Annotated in this window: 16 protein-coding genes; 14 read left to right on the forward strand and 2 right to left on the reverse strand. The window is 64.5% G+C overall.

The window, feature by feature from the left end; translation table 11 throughout:
- The first annotated feature begins 96 nt into the window (after positions 1-96).
- Both KF712_04625 and KF712_04630 read left to right on the forward strand, forming a co-directional pair.
- On the forward strand, positions 97-1,623 hold the full coding sequence (locus KF712_04625) for a hypothetical protein (protein ID MBX3740251.1): 1,527 nt from the start codon (positions 97-99) through the stop codon (positions 1,621-1,623).
- A 31-nt stretch (positions 1,624-1,654) separates the two neighbouring features.
- Entirely contained in the window at positions 1,655-2,221 is a 567-nt protein-coding gene (locus KF712_04630; protein ID MBX3740252.1) for a hypothetical protein, read from the forward strand.
- A gap of 822 nt (positions 2,222-3,043) precedes the next feature.
- Here KF712_04630 and KF712_04635 read toward each other — a convergent pair.
- The gene (locus KF712_04635) at positions 3,044-3,262 is read right to left on the reverse strand and encodes a hypothetical protein (protein MBX3740253.1); all 219 of its coding nucleotides are present in this window, start codon (positions 3,260-3,262) and stop codon (positions 3,044-3,046) included.
- Between the two features lie 139 nt (positions 3,263-3,401).
- On the opposite strand from KF712_04635, the gene KF712_04640 reads away from it, so the two are divergent.
- The 10 genes from KF712_04640 to KF712_04685 all read left to right on the forward strand — a co-directional run bounded on the left by KF712_04640 (position 3,402) and on the right by KF712_04685 (position 13,972).
- Positions 3,402-5,153: a hypothetical protein gene (locus KF712_04640; GenBank protein ID MBX3740254.1), complete on the forward strand. Its 1,752-nt coding sequence runs from the start codon at positions 3,402-3,404 to the stop codon at positions 5,151-5,153.
- Between the two features lie 60 nt (positions 5,154-5,213).
- Complete coding sequence (locus tag KF712_04645; protein MBX3740255.1) at positions 5,214-7,085, forward strand: hypothetical protein; 1,872 nt, start codon at positions 5,214-5,216, stop codon at positions 7,083-7,085.
- Positions 7,086-7,191: 106 nt separating this feature from the next.
- Positions 7,192-8,568, forward strand: a complete 1,377-nt coding sequence (locus KF712_04650) for a polysaccharide pyruvyl transferase family protein (GenBank protein ID MBX3740256.1) — start codon at positions 7,192-7,194, stop codon at positions 8,566-8,568.
- Between the two features lie 72 nt (positions 8,569-8,640).
- Positions 8,641-8,925: a hypothetical protein gene (locus tag KF712_04655; protein MBX3740257.1), complete on the forward strand. Its 285-nt coding sequence runs from the start codon at positions 8,641-8,643 to the stop codon at positions 8,923-8,925.
- A 52-nt stretch (positions 8,926-8,977) separates the two neighbouring features.
- A complete protein-coding gene (locus tag KF712_04660; GenBank protein ID MBX3740258.1) occupies positions 8,978-11,533 on the forward strand; it encodes a hypothetical protein in 2,556 nt (851 codons plus the stop codon).
- Between the two features lie 42 nt (positions 11,534-11,575).
- The gene (locus KF712_04665) at positions 11,576-11,713 is read left to right on the forward strand and encodes a hypothetical protein (GenBank protein ID MBX3740259.1); all 138 of its coding nucleotides are present in this window, start codon (positions 11,576-11,578) and stop codon (positions 11,711-11,713) included.
- Positions 11,710-12,330 carry a hypothetical protein gene (locus tag KF712_04670; protein ID MBX3740260.1) on the forward strand — a complete coding sequence of 207 codons (621 nt, stop codon included), beginning with the start codon at positions 11,710-11,712 and terminating at the stop codon, positions 12,328-12,330. The genes KF712_04665 and KF712_04670 overlap by 4 nt, the downstream gene beginning before the upstream one ends.
- Before the next feature lie 47 nt (positions 12,331-12,377).
- Entirely contained in the window at positions 12,378-12,725 is a 348-nt protein-coding gene (locus KF712_04675) for a hypothetical protein (protein MBX3740261.1), read from the forward strand.
- Positions 12,726-12,916: 191 nt separating this feature from the next.
- Positions 12,917-13,603 carry a hypothetical protein gene (locus KF712_04680; GenBank protein ID MBX3740262.1) on the forward strand — a complete coding sequence of 229 codons (687 nt, stop codon included), beginning with the start codon at positions 12,917-12,919 and terminating at the stop codon, positions 13,601-13,603.
- Between the two features lie 30 nt (positions 13,604-13,633).
- Entirely contained in the window at positions 13,634-13,972 is a 339-nt protein-coding gene (locus tag KF712_04685; GenBank protein MBX3740263.1) for a hypothetical protein, read from the forward strand.
- Between the two features lie 35 nt (positions 13,973-14,007).
- Here the strand turns inward: KF712_04685 and KF712_04690 are convergent, their stop codons facing one another.
- On the reverse strand, positions 14,008-15,123 hold the full coding sequence (locus tag KF712_04690; GenBank protein ID MBX3740264.1) for a hypothetical protein: 1,116 nt from the start codon (positions 15,121-15,123) through the stop codon (positions 14,008-14,010).
- A gap of 320 nt (positions 15,124-15,443) precedes the next feature.
- Here KF712_04690 and KF712_04695 point away from each other — a divergent pair, with 320 nt between their 5' ends.
- Positions 15,444-15,698 carry a hypothetical protein gene (locus tag KF712_04695; GenBank protein ID MBX3740265.1) on the forward strand — a complete coding sequence of 85 codons (255 nt, stop codon included), beginning with the start codon at positions 15,444-15,446 and terminating at the stop codon, positions 15,696-15,698.
- 17 nt (positions 15,699-15,715) lie between these two features.
- Positions 15,716-16,216, forward strand: coding sequence for a GNAT family N-acetyltransferase (locus KF712_04700; protein MBX3740266.1), 501 nt, complete (start codon positions 15,716-15,718; stop codon positions 16,214-16,216).
- Positions 16,217-16,429: the final 213 nt, after the last annotated feature.

The raw sequence follows: 16,429 nt of genomic DNA on the forward strand, positions 1-16,429 counted from the left end.
CTGGATGACGGGAATGACCTATCCTTTTCGCTCGGATCGGAATCTTCTCCCGGAGATAGCGAAGCGCGCATCAAGGCCGCCACATCAGATGCCCGCTTGAAGGTCGGCAAGGCCGATGTGGCATCCATCAGGCGGGCGGGCGGATTCTGGCTTTCCCTGCATGGGGTGGAGGGTGCCGCACGTCTGCCGGAGCTGAAGGGCAAGGACATGGGGGAACTGGTGAAGGAAGCCAACGCGGTCATACCCGGACTCTCCACCTATCCCTTCGGCATGATCGGAAATGCGCAGGTCACCACCATCGAGGACGGCATCGGCGTCGCCTTCATCTCCGTCGGTCCGGAGGGCGTGTGGGTCAATACGAGCCATTCCGGTGGACTGGACACCTATGGCAGCCCCGGCATGCATGAGAACCGCGTGAAGGCGTCCATGAGCCCCGCCGTCTATCAGATCGCCCAGGCCTATGCGAAGAACAACGGTCTCAGATTCATTCCGGATCCGGCGGGCGTTTCGGCCATCGCCACCTTCCGCCGCTGGCCGCAACTTCTCTCCTCCGCCATCCGCATGGGCGACACCACGCACATCGACGGCACGAAGGATGTGGAAGGCTGGAAGGACGGCGACCACGAACACAACGCGGGCCTGCTGGCGATGCACGAATATGAATATGTGAGGCACTTTTTCCCCGAGATCGACGCCTTGCGTTTGAGCGCAGATTCCGCTACCATCGTGGACCATGCAGGCGCTCCCGTTTCCAGACAGACTTTGGCAGATCTCCTCGTGGGAGAACGTCACCCAAGCCGACTTGGAATTGGCAAAACAACATTGCGACGCGCTCTTGTCACGGGCCAACTGGCGGCTGAAGGGCGGCTGGAGCCTGGATCAGAAACTGGGACCGGTGAGCGAGGTGAGCGACGAGTACACCCCGGAGCAGTTCAGAATTTTGTGTCTGATCTCGGAAGCGGAGCTGCAGGGCCTCGTCCGAGACACGCCCTGAAGGAGATTTCGTATTCCATCGGCTCGGAGCCGGATTCACCCAACCAACCCCACCAACAAGATCATGGACAAGAAAGCGGAATGGTTCCCGGAACCGGAGAGTCACCGGATAGCCAACGAAGAAGCGAGGAGGAAAGCCGCAGAAGAATCCGCGAAGCTCTCTCCAGAGCAGAAGAAGACTATGGCGAAGAACGCATTGGAGACGGTTCGGAAAGCTATGTCTTCCGATTCGGACCCAGCCAGGTTCTGAAGGAATTCAAGAGCGATGGTATCGTGAGGTATCTTTCTGACGGAAGCCGGACCACCGATTCCAGTTTGGAAGCTGCGCGTGAGAAAGCGTCCGTCATCGAAGCGCTTGGCGGGATGCCGACGACTGCCTTAACGGCAGGGGGCAAAGTCTTCATTGTCCAAGATCGAGGCACCCCAATTTCGGAAACGGACTACCTTTCCATCGAGCTTCCCTTCGGCATCGAGCCATCGCGGCACGGCATCTATAAGATCGAGATCGACGGGGAAGATTATCTCATCTCCGACCTGCGACCTGAGAACTTCGTGAAGGACCCGCAAGGCAACATCCGCCTGATCGATCTCATCACCGGCAAGGTGGCGAAGGGATCGACGCCGAAGTAGCGCAGCACGTTTCTGTTAGAGAGGCGGCGGAGTGTTTCCTCGCCTCGATGGCCGCGCCGTGGACATCGTGATGGATGGCCGCCCAAGCCGCGAGGGCCGGCGGCTTTCCCTGCTGCCGGAAAATTTCGACACGTTGTCCCGGGCGGACCAGGACGTCGCGCTCGACGAAGGCATCTCCGGACTGATGGAGGCGGAGGTCATCCGCACGCGGAAAGGCGGCGGCGCGAGGGAACTGCCCGCGGGCATCATCTCGCGGAACATGGCTGCCATCGCCCGGCTGGCGGGGCCACAGGCCGCGGGCAGGTTTGGTTCCTTCGTGGAAGCGTTCCGCGGCTTCTTCGGCCTGGCGACGGACCGCGCCCACCGCATCCGCCGCGGGCTGGCGGACGGCTCGCTCGACCGGGCGGACTACGATGCCTACTTCGGCAAGCTGGGAGCGCGGACATGGCCGCGCAGCCGCGATGTCCACCCTGCCACTTACCACAGTGTGGCGAGGTCCGGATCCTCCACGGCCATGGCGGCGACGGCGGGGTCGATGCGGATGGCTTCCGCAAGGCGGGTGCGGGCAAGGTCGGTGCGGCCGGTGACGGCGGCGTAGCAGGCAAGGTTGAAGTGGATGAGGGGTTCCCGCGCGTGGAGCTTCAGCGCGTTCCGGAGGATGCCTTCCGCATCCCGGACGGAGCGGCAGCGGCGGGTGGCGTAGGCCAGCCAGATCCAGTGCTGGCTGTCCTCCGGGGCGAGGATGATGAGGAGGGCGGAGGTTTCCCGCAGGGCTTCCCAAGCGTGGGTTTCCGAGTGGATGTGGGCGCGGATGCGGAGCACGATGGGATCCCCGGCGCGGTGGGGCGGGAGCAGGTCCAGCTCTTCCGCCGCGTCCTCCGCCATGCCCAGGTGCAGGTAGCCGAGGGCGGCCTGCAGGTTTCTCTCTCCGTCATCCATGCCTTTCCGGAAACAACAAAGCCGGGAATGGCGGAGGCTCAAGCGGTTTCATGGAGAGGATTCACCACGAAGATGCGGAGGTGTCATTGGCGGATCGGAATGGATCTTTTGCCAAAAATTCTGACCGGAATCCGATCCAACCAGCCAATTCAGAAAGAGTTGAATCAACCACAGATGAACGCGGATGGACACAGATCAGATAAGAGGAGGATTGGAATGGAGTTCTTCAATCTGTGTCCATCCGCGTTCATCCGTGGTTCAAAATCCAACGATCAGGGTCTATTCTCCCTAATGTAGGGACCCTGGATTTGCGCGGATTCAGATCCTGTGGATGCCAACCTGCACTTCATGTTAAAAAATGAGGCAAATCTTAACACATTTTCCGGACGTGTTGCACGGAGTGACATGAGTGCAGCCTCATGTTAAAAAAACGGAATCTTTTTAACGTATTCCCTGCACGTGTTACTCCGCCGCGCCGTCATCAGGGGCGGCTGCCGCGGGACTTCCGCAACCACTCCCCTTCCAGCTCCAGTATGGCGATGGCTTCGCGGACGCCGGCATGGATGAGGTGGTCGAGGGCGCGGGTGCATTTCCCATCATGCTCACGTCCGGCGGCTTCACGCTCGGTGCAGTATGGCATTTGCTCCGCACGGGCCGCGGCTTCGTCGAGCACGCCGGGCGCTTTCCGGATGTGGTTCATTCCCATGGGGGAAGATCGTGCGGGAGATTCAAGATTCAAGATTCAAGATTCAGGATGACCGATGACCGATGACCGATGACCCATAAATTGGCCAGGTGTTCAATGTGTGGGCGCTTCGGGGGATGGGCATGCTGGCGGCATGATCGAGGAAGAGACGAGACCGACGCAGGACTATGATGAGGTGCCTGAAGGTGGGGTGGCGGTGCCTTTCCGCTTCGATGATCCGGGGTGGCTGAAGGTGCAGTTCCTGGATGGAAATCTGGTGGTGAACCTGGATCATGATCCGGATGGGACCGAGGGGTCCCAACAGGAGAACTCGTTCATCGTGCGGTATGCGGAGGTGGATGGCGGGGGCACGGCGGTGCCGCATGTGGTGACGAATCCGCCGCTGCCGCACGGACAGACGCTGCGGGTGGCCCGGGTGACGCCACTGGAGCAGCCGCTGGAACTGGCCACGAACGCGCCGCTGCCGGCCCGCGCGCTGGAGCGGGCGCTGGACCGGCTGACGATGGCGCTGCAGGACCAGCAGGCGGAGAACGGATCGCTGGTCCAGAACGTGCTGACCTTTCCGCCGGGGGAGCCGGCGGGCTTCCGCACGCAGTTGCCACCGGCGACGGGGCGGACGGGACGCTTGCTGGGGTTCCACAGGCAGACGGGGGAGCTGGAGCTGGTGACGACGAACCAGATCGCGCTGGTGTCGGCGCAGTCGCAGCTCACGTATGTGCTGGGGCAGGTGGGTGCGCTGGTCCAGCAGACGGAGACGTCATTCCAACAGACCTACCAGTGGGCGACGCAGGGATTCTACTACCGGGACGCGGTGAATGACGGGATGAAGTACGGGGAGATCGGGAACCGGGACCTGCTGGACCAGCCCGCCTACCGTCCGGGGCCGGAGTCGATGACGATCCAGTCCGGGAGCGATTCGCTGGAGCACCGGGCGAAGGGGCAGCGGAGCATCGCCATCGGCTACGGGACGCATGCGGATGCGGCCTACTCGGTGAGCATCGGCTCTTTCGCGCAGGCGTGGGGTGGCGGTGCGGTGAGCCTGGGGCATGACGCGGTGGCGCGGGGGAGCGAGTCGGTGGCGGCGGGGCGTTCCGCGCATGCGGAGCTGGACACGTCCGTGGCGGTGGGACCATGGGCGCGGACGCCGGTGGAGTCCGGGGTGACGGGATATGGATGTGTGGCGGTGGGCTATATGACGGAGGCGGGCGGGGCATACGGGACGGCGCTGGGTGCGGAGGCACGTGCGGCGGGCACATCCTCCCTGGCGGCGGGGACGGGCGCGGCGGCGGTGGGTGTCCAGCAGACCTCCGTGGGGCACCAGGCGGGCAGTGCGGCGCACCCGGCGGACCGCGCGCTCTCCATGGGCGCGTTCAGCAAGGCGAAGGCGGCGGACGCGTGCGCGGTGGGCATCCGCTGTACGGCGGAGGGCGCGGGCGGCACGGCGGTAGGGGTGGATGCGCAGGCACATGGCGCGAGATCCACGGCGGTGGGCTGGAGCAACAGTGTGTCCGCGCCGGATGGATGTGCCTTCGGCTACGGGAACGTGGTGAAGGTGGAGGCGGAACGGTCCACGGCGCTGGGACGCGGGGTGGCGCTGGAGGTGCCGGACAGCGTGGACATCCGCGCGGGCACCTCCGGCCCGCGGTTGTTCCTCTCCGGGAGCACCGGGGCGGCGCAGCTTTCCTACCTGCTGACGGACGACACGCCCACGACGGGCACGGAACCATGGGGCGAGGAACCGCCGCCCTCCAGCGGCGGGTTCCACATCCCGGTGCGGATGCTGGCCTTCCGCGTGAACACGGCGAAGACGCATCTTTTCATCGACGTGGCCGTGGAGGAATCGGGCGTCCCGGTGATCCGGACGGCGTCCATCGCGTTCGGGTGACGGGTCCCATAGGACCTGTAAGACCCATAAGACCTATGTGACCCATAAAAACCACCATCCATGATCCAGGAAACCTCCAACATGACCATCCATGCCGGGAACGGCTCGACGGCGGAAGCCTATCCCATCCCTTTCCGCTTCGATGAGCCGGGGTGGCTGCGGGTGACGCTGCGGCGTCAGGACGCGCCTGCGGACGGGGAGGAAACACCGCTGGAGCCAGGTACGGGATATACCGTGGAAATGGCGGGCGGCCAGGCACGGCTGTTCACCACCGCGCCGGTGGGGGCGGACATGCAGGTCCGCATCCGCCGCCGGACGCCGCGCACCCAGCGGCTGCACCCGCTGCCGGACTCACCGCTGGCACCGGAGGATGTGGAACGGGCGCTGGACCGGGTGGCGATGGCGGTGCAGGATCTGCGGACGGACGGGGGGCTTTCCACCCGGTCGATGACATTCCCCGCCAGCGAGGCGGTGGAGGACGGAGGCGTCACGCTCCTGCCGCACCAGGCCGCCGGGGGGGAGCCGGACCGCCGCGGCACGGTGATCACCTTTTTTCCGGAGGATCTCCCGGGTGCACCCGCACCGGAGGACGAGCCGCCCGGCGGACTGACCTACACGCCGACGGACGCGCTGCTGGAGTCCATCCGGGAGGAGGCGGAGGGAGAGTATCTCATCGACCGGTGGGGCACCGCGGAGGTCGCGATCGAGAATGCGATGTCATGGCTGACGGCGCGGGCGGACGCCTACCGGTTCTCCATCTCCTACATCATCGCGAACGAAAGGCACGGGACGACCTTCGGCTACAAGGGGAATCATGTGTTCACGGCCCCCGCCAGCCTCACCATCCAGCATGGGAGCGTGGGTGAGCATGAAACGACGGAGCCGCACGCGCTGAGCTTCCGCTCCACGGTCATCGGTGATGGCGCGCACACGGACGCGGGGGATGATGAGGAGAACACCAGGGACATGCTGGTCATCGGCGCGGAGTCCATGGCGCTGAGGGGTCCGGACCAGCACCACTCCCTGGCCGTGGCGGGGAGATCCGCGCTGATCTATGGCTATAACAATGTCGCGCTGGGAAGCCACGGCATCACCGGCAGGGCGGACGCGCAGGATGCCGCGTTCGAGGATAACATGGACTGGACCGGCCATACTTTGTCCACCGTGGTGGGAACCGCCACTTTCTGCCATGGCAGGGAAAACGTGATCCTGGGGGCGCAGGCGGTGGCGCATGGGAAGAGGAACTGCGCCTTCGGCCACCAGACGGTGGCGAACGGCTACGGCATGCTGGCCCTGGGAGCGGATGCGACGGCACAGGTGCCCTACCTCGAGCGCCGGCCATCCCTGGAGGATCCGCCGCCGGATGCCGCCGCGCTGGCCGTGGGCCACGGAGCGCAGGCCCGGTCCTGGGAGACGGTGGCCGCAGGTGCATCCGCGGAAGCGGCCACCGCGCCGCAGACGGTGGCGGTGGGCGCGGGTGCGGTGGCCGGGGAGGAAGGATGCGTGGCGCTGGGCCATGGGGCGGCGGCGCAGGCGGGGTGGTCCACCATGTTCTCCAACGGCAGGGCGGAGACGGGGGCGTGGGCTGCCAGCGGCTTCGGCTACCGGCCGCGGCTGACCCTGGAGGGAAGCGTGGAGGTCATCGCACGCGGCCAGGGGGATGACACCCCACCCGGGCAGCCGGTGGCTCCCGGAGCGCGCGCCTTCCTCCATCCGCACCACGGCCTGTCGCTGAGCCATGCGGCGACCGCACTGCCACCCGCCGCCACGGACGCCGTGCGGGGGGAGGAGCCGCAGGCCATCACCGCGGAACACTGCGGCACGCTGGCTCCCGGCATGCTCACCTTCCACTGCGACGGGGACACGCTGCGCATCCACCTGTGCGACGGCCCGGTGATCCGCACGGCCAGCGCGGACTTCGACGCGGAGTGACATCATTTACTATATACCCCGTAGAAGTCGGATGATCCCGCGGTGAAAAAAAATTGGCCATCTGTTCAATCCACCCACCCGCCTTTCATCCGCCATCCTCCCCCACATGATCCAGCAGGCCACCGACGCACCTCCCGCCGCCCCCGGAGTCACCTTCATCGGCGCGCATGGCAATGCAGGTGACGCGGTGATCACCCTGGCGACGACGCCGTGGATCCGCTCCCTGCGGTTGGAGGAGGACACCATCATCTTCAAAGGCGGTGGCCTGGGCCACCACGCGAATCTCCACGAGCTGCTGGACAGCCTGCCGCGTGAAAAACCGCTGGTCGTCGCGCCCACCTCCCTGGACGCGGCCTCCGCGGACATCCTCGCCACCTTTCCCCGCGCACATGTCTTCTGCCGCGGCGCGGTGTCCCTGGAACTGGCGGAGGCACGCGGCATCTCCTGCGAACTGGCGCACGATCTGGCGCTCCGCACCGACTGCACGCCATGGCGGGATCTGCCGGCGGCGGGCACGCTGAACTGCTTCCGCGGGGATGTGGAGAGCGCGACGAACCACCGCCCGGTGGACAATGATGACATCTCCCTGGCGGCGCACCGCGCCTGGACACCAGACAACTGCAAGGAGGCGGCCCACGATTTCATCCGCACCATCGCCGGGTACCGCACCATCCACACGGACCGGCTGCATGTGGGCATCATCGCCGGATTGCTGGGGCGCGAAACACATCTGTATGCGGGCACGGACCACAAGATCCCGGAAGTGTACGCACACTCGCTCCGCCATCTGGAAAACGTGACGCTGCACCGCGCGGAGGAGACGCACGTGGGTCCTGCCCCGCGGGCCGTCATCATCCACCAGTCCGGCCGAGAGGACAGGAAGGCATCCGTGCTGGAACTGTTCCACAAGGTGGGGAACTGCCGCATGCTGGAGGCGGTGGCACCCCTGTGGGAAAGCGCACCGGCGAACGTGGCGGTCCGCGGCTGCTCCCTCTCCCACCTGCGCGCGCTGCGCCTGCATGGCGGAAACGGTCCGCTGCTGGTGCTGGAGGATGACGCGAAGGTGGTGCCCGCCGCCTACGGGTCGTGGCTGCGCACGACCACCCTCCCCGACGACTGCGGCGCGGTGCTGCTGGGCGGGGATGTGGCCCACCACACGCCCGGCCCGGGTGGCTGGCACGAAGTTCTCCCGCCATTCTGGGGCAGCCAGGCCGTGGTCTATAACACACCGCTGCTGGCAAAGACACCTTTCCTGATCAACGCGCTGGAGATCATCGCCTCCAACCAGGTGGGTCCGCACGGCAACGGCTTCGGCCTTTGTTACGAATCCATCCTCCTCATGGCGCTGCAAAGCGTGGGGCTGAAACTCCACTGCCGCACGGACCACGCCTTCACCACTCACGAGGACACCTCCGCGCGCAGCGGAAAGATCGAACCGCCCCGCATGGCGAGTGTTGGCGGCAGGTTGATGGTGGATGGTTGATGGTAAATATCCAGCGAATCAGCCCTCACGCCATCAACCCCCAACTATCAACTATCAACCATCATCCCCACCATGAACCTACCCCCCAACAACACCATCACCACCGCCGGATCCTATGACATCCCACGCCTGATCCCCGGCCGCGAATATCTCCTCACGCTGCGCTGCTCCGGCACCGCCGCCGCCACACTGGCCTTTGACGACGGCCCCGGCGGCGGCTTCTCCGCAGTCCAGGACGGAGGCATGCTGGGCGCCAACCCCACCGAAGCGCGCCTGGTCGCGCCCTCCGGCACACTGCGCATCACCGTGGCGTCCACCAACGCACCCATCCGCGTGAATCTGGTGCCGGTGCTCTGAGGCGGCGCACCGCCTTTCCTTTCCGCTCTCCATCCCACCTCCCCCCATCTCCATGTCAGGCATCCTCCTCCCCCACCCCATCCTCCGGCGCGGAAGCATCACCCGTTCCGGCCGGGTGAGTTCCCGCAGCGGTATCATCACACGCCATGGTGAAACGGACCCGCTGGAGGGAATTCCCTTCAACCTCCGGCTGCAGACGCACCGGGGGGAGGTGAGAGGAGTGATCAACGACATCCTCGTCACGGGCGCGGGGGATGCCAGTGTGAACGGCCTCTATCAGATGGACGGATACTTTGACGGAAAGCCATGGTTCAGACACGCCTCCAGCAACATCAGCATCATCTGGTTCTCCGGTTGGTTGCCGGAACCTGTCTGGCTCCTGAACGCCACCAACGGGCCCGCCTATATCAACCTGAACAACCCCGACCTGCCACCGGAAGAAGGATGGCAGGATGCCGGTGGAGGAGGCGCCATGCCAGTGATCAGGTTCATCACACACCAACGGCTGGCCCCAGTCGGCCTTTACAAGGACACTGCCTGCACCACCCCCGCAACGGCAGCCGGAGACCTCATCGCCGCATGGCGGGATGAAATTTCAGGCAGTGGCCTGGTGGCAGTTCAGGATGTTTCCACCAAGCGGCCGATCCTGCGGTTTGCCTCCGGCGTGCCGGTTCTGGAGTTCGATGGGGTTGATGATCATCTCACACTCACTCTTGCCAGGCCATTTCCATTCTCCCTCTCAGTTGGAGCGAAAAACAACACCACAGGGTTTGGCGGAATGGCTGGCTACGGGCCATATAACATCGCCATAGGAAATTACTATGATGGCCTCACTCCCGACAATGCGTTCTGGCTGTGGTCCCCTGATCGCGCTGCCGGGTATGGGGAGGAAAACAGCCTGGACCTCAACTGGCACTCCCACATCGGACTGATCCCCAATGGCGACATCGATAAGGCCGCGTGGTCCATGTATCTGGACGGCGTCCGGACCGGATCTCCCGGAACTCCGGCCAACGCGCCGATGCTGGGCGATTCCACCACCTTGAGCATCGGGCAGGATGGCTTCGGAGCGCATTGGTCGGGCCGGATGACATCCTACATGCAGGCCAATTCCATTTGGTCCGCCGGTGAGATTGCCCGGATCTCAACACATGTCCGCCATATCAATCCTGATCCCATGGCGGAGGTTCCCGCCATTCTCCGGCTCCAAACACATCGCGGGAACGGTATTCCTCTTGGGTTGTATCAGGATGTCGCCTGCACCATCCCTGCGACAACAGAAGGCGACTCCATCGCCGCGTGGCGGGATGAAATTTCAGGTGGTGGGCTGGTCGCAGTGCAGAGCGTTTCCACCAAGCGTCCCACACTCCGATTCGTCTCCGGAACGCCCGTGATCCGCTTCGACGGAGCCGATGATGTCCTGCACACCACCATCCTCGCCCCGGACGATGCATTCTCCTATGCGGCATCCGGGCGTTTCCGCAGCACAGGCCTCTATCCCGCATTGATCGGCGCACCGCCGGGAGGCGTCACGTTCGGCGCTGGGGGTGCGAACCTGGTGGGGATCAATCAGCTGGGGGTGAACGATCCGCAGACCGCTGTGGACGTCGGCACAGACCCATTCGCGTTCGTCGTCACTTACGAACCGAACATCTACTCCTACCACGTCCGCCGTCAATTCGAGCCGGACGTCATCATCACCGACCAGACGGACGGCTCCGGCGGCTACTTAGCCACCGGCGAACTGATGATCGGCAACGGCCACAACGGAGAGATCGCAGCTCCCGTGGATCTCACTTCCATCCTGATCCTGCCCGGATCCCGATGGACGGAAAATCAGATGGCAAGTGCTGCCTCCCACCTCCATTCCTTCGATCCGGATCCACTTGCGGGCCTGGACTTCTCACTCCGCCTCCAGACCCATCGCGGGGATGGGGTTCCTTTCGGGCTATACAAGGATGTGGCATGCACCATCCCCGCGATGGAGGATGGGGACTCCGTCGCTGCATGGCGGGATGAGCTTTCCGGCAGCGGTCTCGTTTTGGAGCAAAGTATTCCAGCCAAACGTCCGACTCTTCAGTTTGTTTCCGGTGTTCCTGTCCTGGAATTCGATGGCATTGACGACTTCCTGATTGCCACAGGAGTCCCCACCATCTCCGGGATCATCTCCGCTACTGCGACCGGAATGTATAGAAGTTCCGCGCAGGACAACGGACGTCTCCTGTCCATGGCGGATACCTCGAATATGGATTGGGAGGGTGGCACCGGGTATGTTCCTGCTCTCAGGCCACTGTCTGACTCTGAAGTCGGGGTTCAATATGCCGAATCTCATGGATATCAGAATACCCTCGCCAATGAGTGGTTCACGTTCGCCTCACGCGCCACCGGCTCCGCCATTGAGACTTGGAAGAATGGCAACGACAAGGTGACTGCCTCCGTCAACACCAGCGCCATCGCATCCACTCGAATCAAAATCGGCGGCTCATTCGCGTTCTCTGACACTGCGGATCTGTGGGACGGCTATATCAGCAGTGTTGCCTTTGGTCCATGGACAGAAGCGCAAACCCTCCAGACTCAATTCCACTTTTCCAAACTCCGGCCCTCATGACTTACACCCTCGTCCCCACTGCCATCCGTGATACCTGCAACCATGGCAGCTCGCCAATCCGGCATCGCCCTTGCAGGCACGCTCGCCGCTTCACATGACTCCGCGGACCTCGGCATGATGTGGAACCGGGACAACTTCCTTCACGCTTCGGGCCTCAAACCTCCACCCCTCCCCCCATGATGCGATCCACGATCCCCCTCTGCTGCATTCTGCTCGCCTCCTGCGCCAGCAAGCCCGCGCCGACCTCCATCGTCCCCGCCGCACCCCCGCGTGCCGCCGCCGTCGCGCCGGAGGCGGGCAGGCTGCGCGACCAGATCGCGGATGCCGGGGAGATGGCCGCCATCATTGGCTCCGGCGCAACGGAAGCCCGCCTCGCCGCCACCAAGGCGCGGGAGGAAGCGGAGCGTCTCAAAACCCTGAAGACCGCCACCGAAGCCGAGCTCACCAGGCTCTGGCAGGATCTCCAGACCGTGGAAGCGAGGAACCTTTTCCTCGATACGGAAACCTCCCGTCTCGCGGCGGCTCTGACCGATGCGCGCGCCGCCGCGGGCAGGCTCCAGGAACACGCATCCATGAAAGATGCGGAAGCCGGCCAACTCCGCGCCGCCCACACCCACCTCAGCACCATGGTGGCTGACCATGCCACGCAGCTCACCGCCGCCACCAAAGCCATCGGGATCCAGCGCACACGCGCCGACAAGCTCTCCGGGGAGATCCGCATCTACCGCATCACCCTCGGCATCTGCCTCGCCATCGCCCTCGCATGGATCGCGGCGAAGACATTCCTCAAGATATAACATCAACTAACAGACATAAGACATAACTCCCTACCACCCACCACTCCATGAAAACACTCCTCACCAACTGGAAAGACATCCTCGCCTTCCTCGCCATCGCCCTTCTCTTCGCCATCCTCGCGGATGTCGTCAGCCGCCTCTCCATCAGCGGGCGGGACGTCCCCGGACTGGCCAACCTCATCGGCGCGCTGCGTGGATTCTCCAACTTCGTCGGCGCCAACCTCTGCGCATGGCTCATCGGCATCGCCATCGGCTGGCCCACCCTCAACCGATTCAGCAACGAAGGCTTCGCCGAAGGCTGGGCCGCGCTCGATGTCCGCTCCCGCTTCTTCGTCTTCACCGGAGTCGCCACGCTCGAACTCATCGCCGCGTCCATCTGCTTCAGCGGGGCGTGATCCGGAGAAACATCGAAGTGGACCCACTGGAACCGCAGAGCCCATAGTGAGCGATAGCGGGCTTTCTCCAAATGCGAAGTGAGATGGGTCAGCCGGAGGCAATTCATTCCGCTTGGCTTCGCTGGCTTGATTCTCCGGGGCGGAATGAATTCCGCGGTCCCAGTCATTCCACCCCACCTCCCCCCCTTCCCATGAAATCCCTCATCCTCGCCCTGGCGGCGCTCATCCCCCTCCACGCGCAGCCAACACACACCGGCCCCCTCACCCTCTCCGCAGAGGGCATGAAACTCATCCTCGACCATGAGGTCGGCGGCGGCGCACCCTACTACAACCGCCAGCTCATCCACCCCACCTGGCCCGGCGGGGCCAGCGGCGTCACCATCGGCGTCGGCTATGATCTCGGTTACAACACGCGCGGGGACATCGCACGTGACTGGTCCGCCCTCCCCCCCGCCGCCATCCGCCAGCTCCAGTCCTGCGCCGGCATCACCGGCACCGCCGCCCGGTTGAAACTGCCCGCCGTCCGGCACCTCATCATCCCTTGGGAAAGCGCGCTGGGCGTCTATCAGAGGAGCACCATCCCCCGCTTCACCGCCGCCACCCGCGCCGCCTATCCCGGCGTCCACACCCTCCATCCGCACATCCAGTCCGCCATGCTCTCATGGGTGTTCAACCGCGGGCCGGGCATCCACCCCACCTCCGTCCGTGATCGGGAAAAGCGGGCCATCCGCTCCGCCATCCCCGCACGGCCCTCCGCGCTGCCGCCACAGATCCGCGCATCAAAGCGCCTGTGGACCGGCACCCATCTCACCGGTCTCATCCGCCGCCGCGAAGCCGAGGCAAAGCTCGTGGAGAGGGCATTGGGAGCCAGCCACTAGATTATCAGCCATCCATCACCCGACTCCATCATGACCGTCAAATCCCTCACCGACCGCGGCGTCAACCTCAACACCCTGCTCCTCACCATCTCCATCCTCGGAGCCATCACCACCGCCGTCCTGTTCATCGCCCCGTTGAAGACCCTCCCCGGCGCGCAGGAACGCATCCAGAACGACGTCCATGAAATGAAGCGCACCCAGGCCGTGCAGACGGAGGCGCTCAAGACCCTCGCCGACGTCGCGAAGGAATCCCGCGACCTACGGCGCGAGTTCGACCAGCACGCCGCCGGCAGCACCGCAGGCGACCGTGTCCGGGACCAGGAACTCCAGGCCATCCGCCAGCGCCTCGACCGCCTGGAAACGCGGTGAACCGCCTCCCCACGCAAGCCGCGCGGACCCTTCCACTACATACCCCGTAGCAGTTCCCCGCGGATCTCCGCGTCCCCCACCTTCTCCGCCCACCCCCTCGCCTTCGCCGCATCACCGGCGGAGGCTTCGTATTTCGCCAGAGCGGCATACACCGCGTCCCGCTGGCCCTGGTCCAGTTCCTGCGCATGTTTTTCCAGCCACTTTCCGGTGGATGGCCAGTCCCTTTCATACCAGAGGCGCACCGCATCCACCAGGTCCACCCGGCCCTGGCGGTCATCCCGCGGCACCAGCACGGACATCGCCTTTCCCGCGTCCTCCGTCATCAGCCTCTGCAGCATCCCGGAGCGATGGGGATCCCCCTCCTGGAAAAGACCCTCCGCCTCCGTCAGCGCGCGGACTTCCTCCCAGCGTTCGAACGCATCCCGCAGGTCGTTCACCTTCGTCACCTCCATCCACAGGCTGGTGTCGATCGCCTTCAGCTCATGCATCTTCCATGCGAACCGCGCCACCGCATCCCGCTCCTGGTCGGACCGGGACGCCCGCAGCCGGTCACGCACCAGCTCCGCGACCACCGGCTTCATCTCCGGCGGATACCCCGCCTCCAGTTCCCTGAGCCCCTCCGCGAATCCCGGCAGCGCCACCACCCCGTGCACATCCTCCAGCGTCCCGCCGGAAAGGTAGCCATCCAGCGCCCGCCGCACCTCCGCCTTGTCCGGCAGTTCCCCCGCCTTCTCCAGCAGCTCCATCGGCTCCAGCTTCGCGTAGCGGAAATACGCCATCAACTCCACGTCACGCACCTGCCCCTTCGCCGGGTCCACCATCTTCCACGCATCCTCCACATGCCCGGCCAGGCACAGATCCCGGATGATCTCCCCCGCCATCTTCGCCCGCACGTTCAGCGCCGGCACCGCCATCGCCTCCCGCATCTTCTCCCGCGCCCGCACCGGCTCCATCGGCTGCCCCGCCTCACCCGACTCCCGTTCCACCCGCTGCAGTTCCTCACCCACGGATGAAACCCCATCCACCTGGCCCTCCCCCACAAATGCCGCCCTCTCCTTCTCCTTCCCCGCTTTCAGGACCACCAGCACCCCCATCACCGACAGCAGCAACACCGCCACCGCCGCCATGAACTTCATGCCATTCCCGTGCATATGAGGATGGATAGCACCGCCCCGTTCCCTCCGCCAATCCCGATTCTCCCCCCATCTCCCGGACCACCTCATCTCTGGCGGCGGGACCACCATCATAGCGACTGGAACGGGCGGGGCCAAGCCGACCCTTCCACCACGAACCGCAGCCAATCTGAAAACCATCAACCACAACAACCTGAACACCAACAAATTAACAATCCATTCACAAAGATATCCACAATCAGAAACTTCATTTCGCGCTTGGCTGAGGCCGGGGGATACGATCAAAATCCACCCACCCCGCCACTCACGGAGACGGGGTGAATCCACCCATCATCCGCATGAGCAAGCTTCCCCTTTCCGGTTTGGTGAATGGATCTGAGATTTTCTTCATCGCCATGCTGGGCCAGTTCGCCCTCGCCCTCTGGCTTTCCCACCGCTGCCACCGGGATGAGCCTCACTGGCAGACCCTCTCCCTGCTCGGCAGCCTGCTGCTCCCCGGCCTGCCCGGCTTCCTTTTCATCCGCCTCCTGCGTTCCCGCTGCCGCGCCTACGTGGAAAGCCTGACACGCACCACCGGCTCCCCACAGGGTTAAGTGAAAGCCCGCGGCACATGACGGGATTCCGGATCACCACGGCGCATGAGGGGCATCATGTCGGGCTGCGTGCGGCGACGGACGCGGTGGCGCGTGAGCGGAAATATCTGGCCGGGGTGAAAGTGCCGCCGCTGGAGGCGTCCGTCGCTTTTTACCGCAGCCTGGCAAAGGCGGGTTTCCCGCATCTGGTGGCGGAGGATGACGGCCGTGTGGTGGGCTGGTGCGATGTGACGCCGGTCTTCGGCGATGCGCGTTCCCATGTGGGGGTCATCGGGCTGGGCCTGCTGCCGGACTACCGCGGGAAAGGCCACGGCCGCACGATGATGGAGGAGGCGGTCAGGAGGTCATGGGAGCTGGGCCTCACCCGGCTGGAACTGACGGTGCGGGTGGACAATGCGAACGCGATCGCGCTTTACGAAAAGCTGGGCTTCCACACGGAGGGGACGAAGCGGGCGGCCATCCGCATCGATGGGATCTATCATGACGTGCTGATGATGGCCCTGGTGAGGGAGGGGTGATGCCCGTCGTGAAACGAAACGCGGAGGAAAGGAGGTCGCGGAGAGGATCGCGGAGGCGGGCGAAGCTCCATGGAGGGTGGAGAATCCCGGGTGTAGCGAATCTCGTGGGAGATTCGGTGGGTGGAGGTCATCTGGCAAAGCGACTCCGGTTTTTCGTGGACGTCCTCCCAGCCGGAAGTCTCACGACTTCCGCTACCAGAAAGAGGAGCCATT

It is taken from the genome of Akkermansiaceae bacterium, from assembly GCA_019634595.1.
Lineage (GTDB): Bacteria > Verrucomicrobiota > Verrucomicrobiia > Verrucomicrobiales > Akkermansiaceae > Luteolibacter.

Coding starts and splice junctions, on each gene's coding strand:
- KF712_04660 (MBX3740258.1), top strand. CDS start 8,978: ATGTCAGGCATCCTCCTCCCCCACCCCATCCTCCGGCGCGGAAGCATC.
- KF712_04645 (MBX3740255.1), top strand. CDS start 5,214: ATGATCCAGGAAACCTCCAACATGACCATCCATGCCGGGAACGGCTCG.
- KF712_04680 (MBX3740262.1), top strand. CDS start 12,917: ATGAAATCCCTCATCCTCGCCCTGGCGGCGCTCATCCCCCTCCACGCG.
- KF712_04700 (MBX3740266.1), top strand. CDS start 15,716: ATGACGGGATTCCGGATCACCACGGCGCATGAGGGGCATCATGTCGGG.
- KF712_04650 (MBX3740256.1), top strand. CDS start 7,192: ATGATCCAGCAGGCCACCGACGCACCTCCCGCCGCCCCCGGAGTCACC.
- KF712_04635 (MBX3740253.1), bottom strand. CDS start 3,262: ATGAACCACATCCGGAAAGCGCCCGGCGTGCTCGACGAAGCCGCGGCC.
- KF712_04690 (MBX3740264.1), bottom strand. CDS start 15,123: ATGCACGGGAATGGCATGAAGTTCATGGCGGCGGTGGCGGTGTTGCTG.
- KF712_04640 (MBX3740254.1), top strand. CDS start 3,402: ATGATCGAGGAAGAGACGAGACCGACGCAGGACTATGATGAGGTGCCT.
- KF712_04665 (MBX3740259.1), top strand. CDS start 11,576: ATGGCAGCTCGCCAATCCGGCATCGCCCTTGCAGGCACGCTCGCCGCT.
- KF712_04675 (MBX3740261.1), top strand. CDS start 12,378: ATGAAAACACTCCTCACCAACTGGAAAGACATCCTCGCCTTCCTCGCC.
- KF712_04655 (MBX3740257.1), top strand. CDS start 8,641: ATGAACCTACCCCCCAACAACACCATCACCACCGCCGGATCCTATGAC.
- KF712_04685 (MBX3740263.1), top strand. CDS start 13,634: ATGACCGTCAAATCCCTCACCGACCGCGGCGTCAACCTCAACACCCTG.
- KF712_04670 (MBX3740260.1), top strand. CDS start 11,710: ATGATGCGATCCACGATCCCCCTCTGCTGCATTCTGCTCGCCTCCTGC.
- KF712_04695 (MBX3740265.1), top strand. CDS start 15,444: ATGAGCAAGCTTCCCCTTTCCGGTTTGGTGAATGGATCTGAGATTTTC.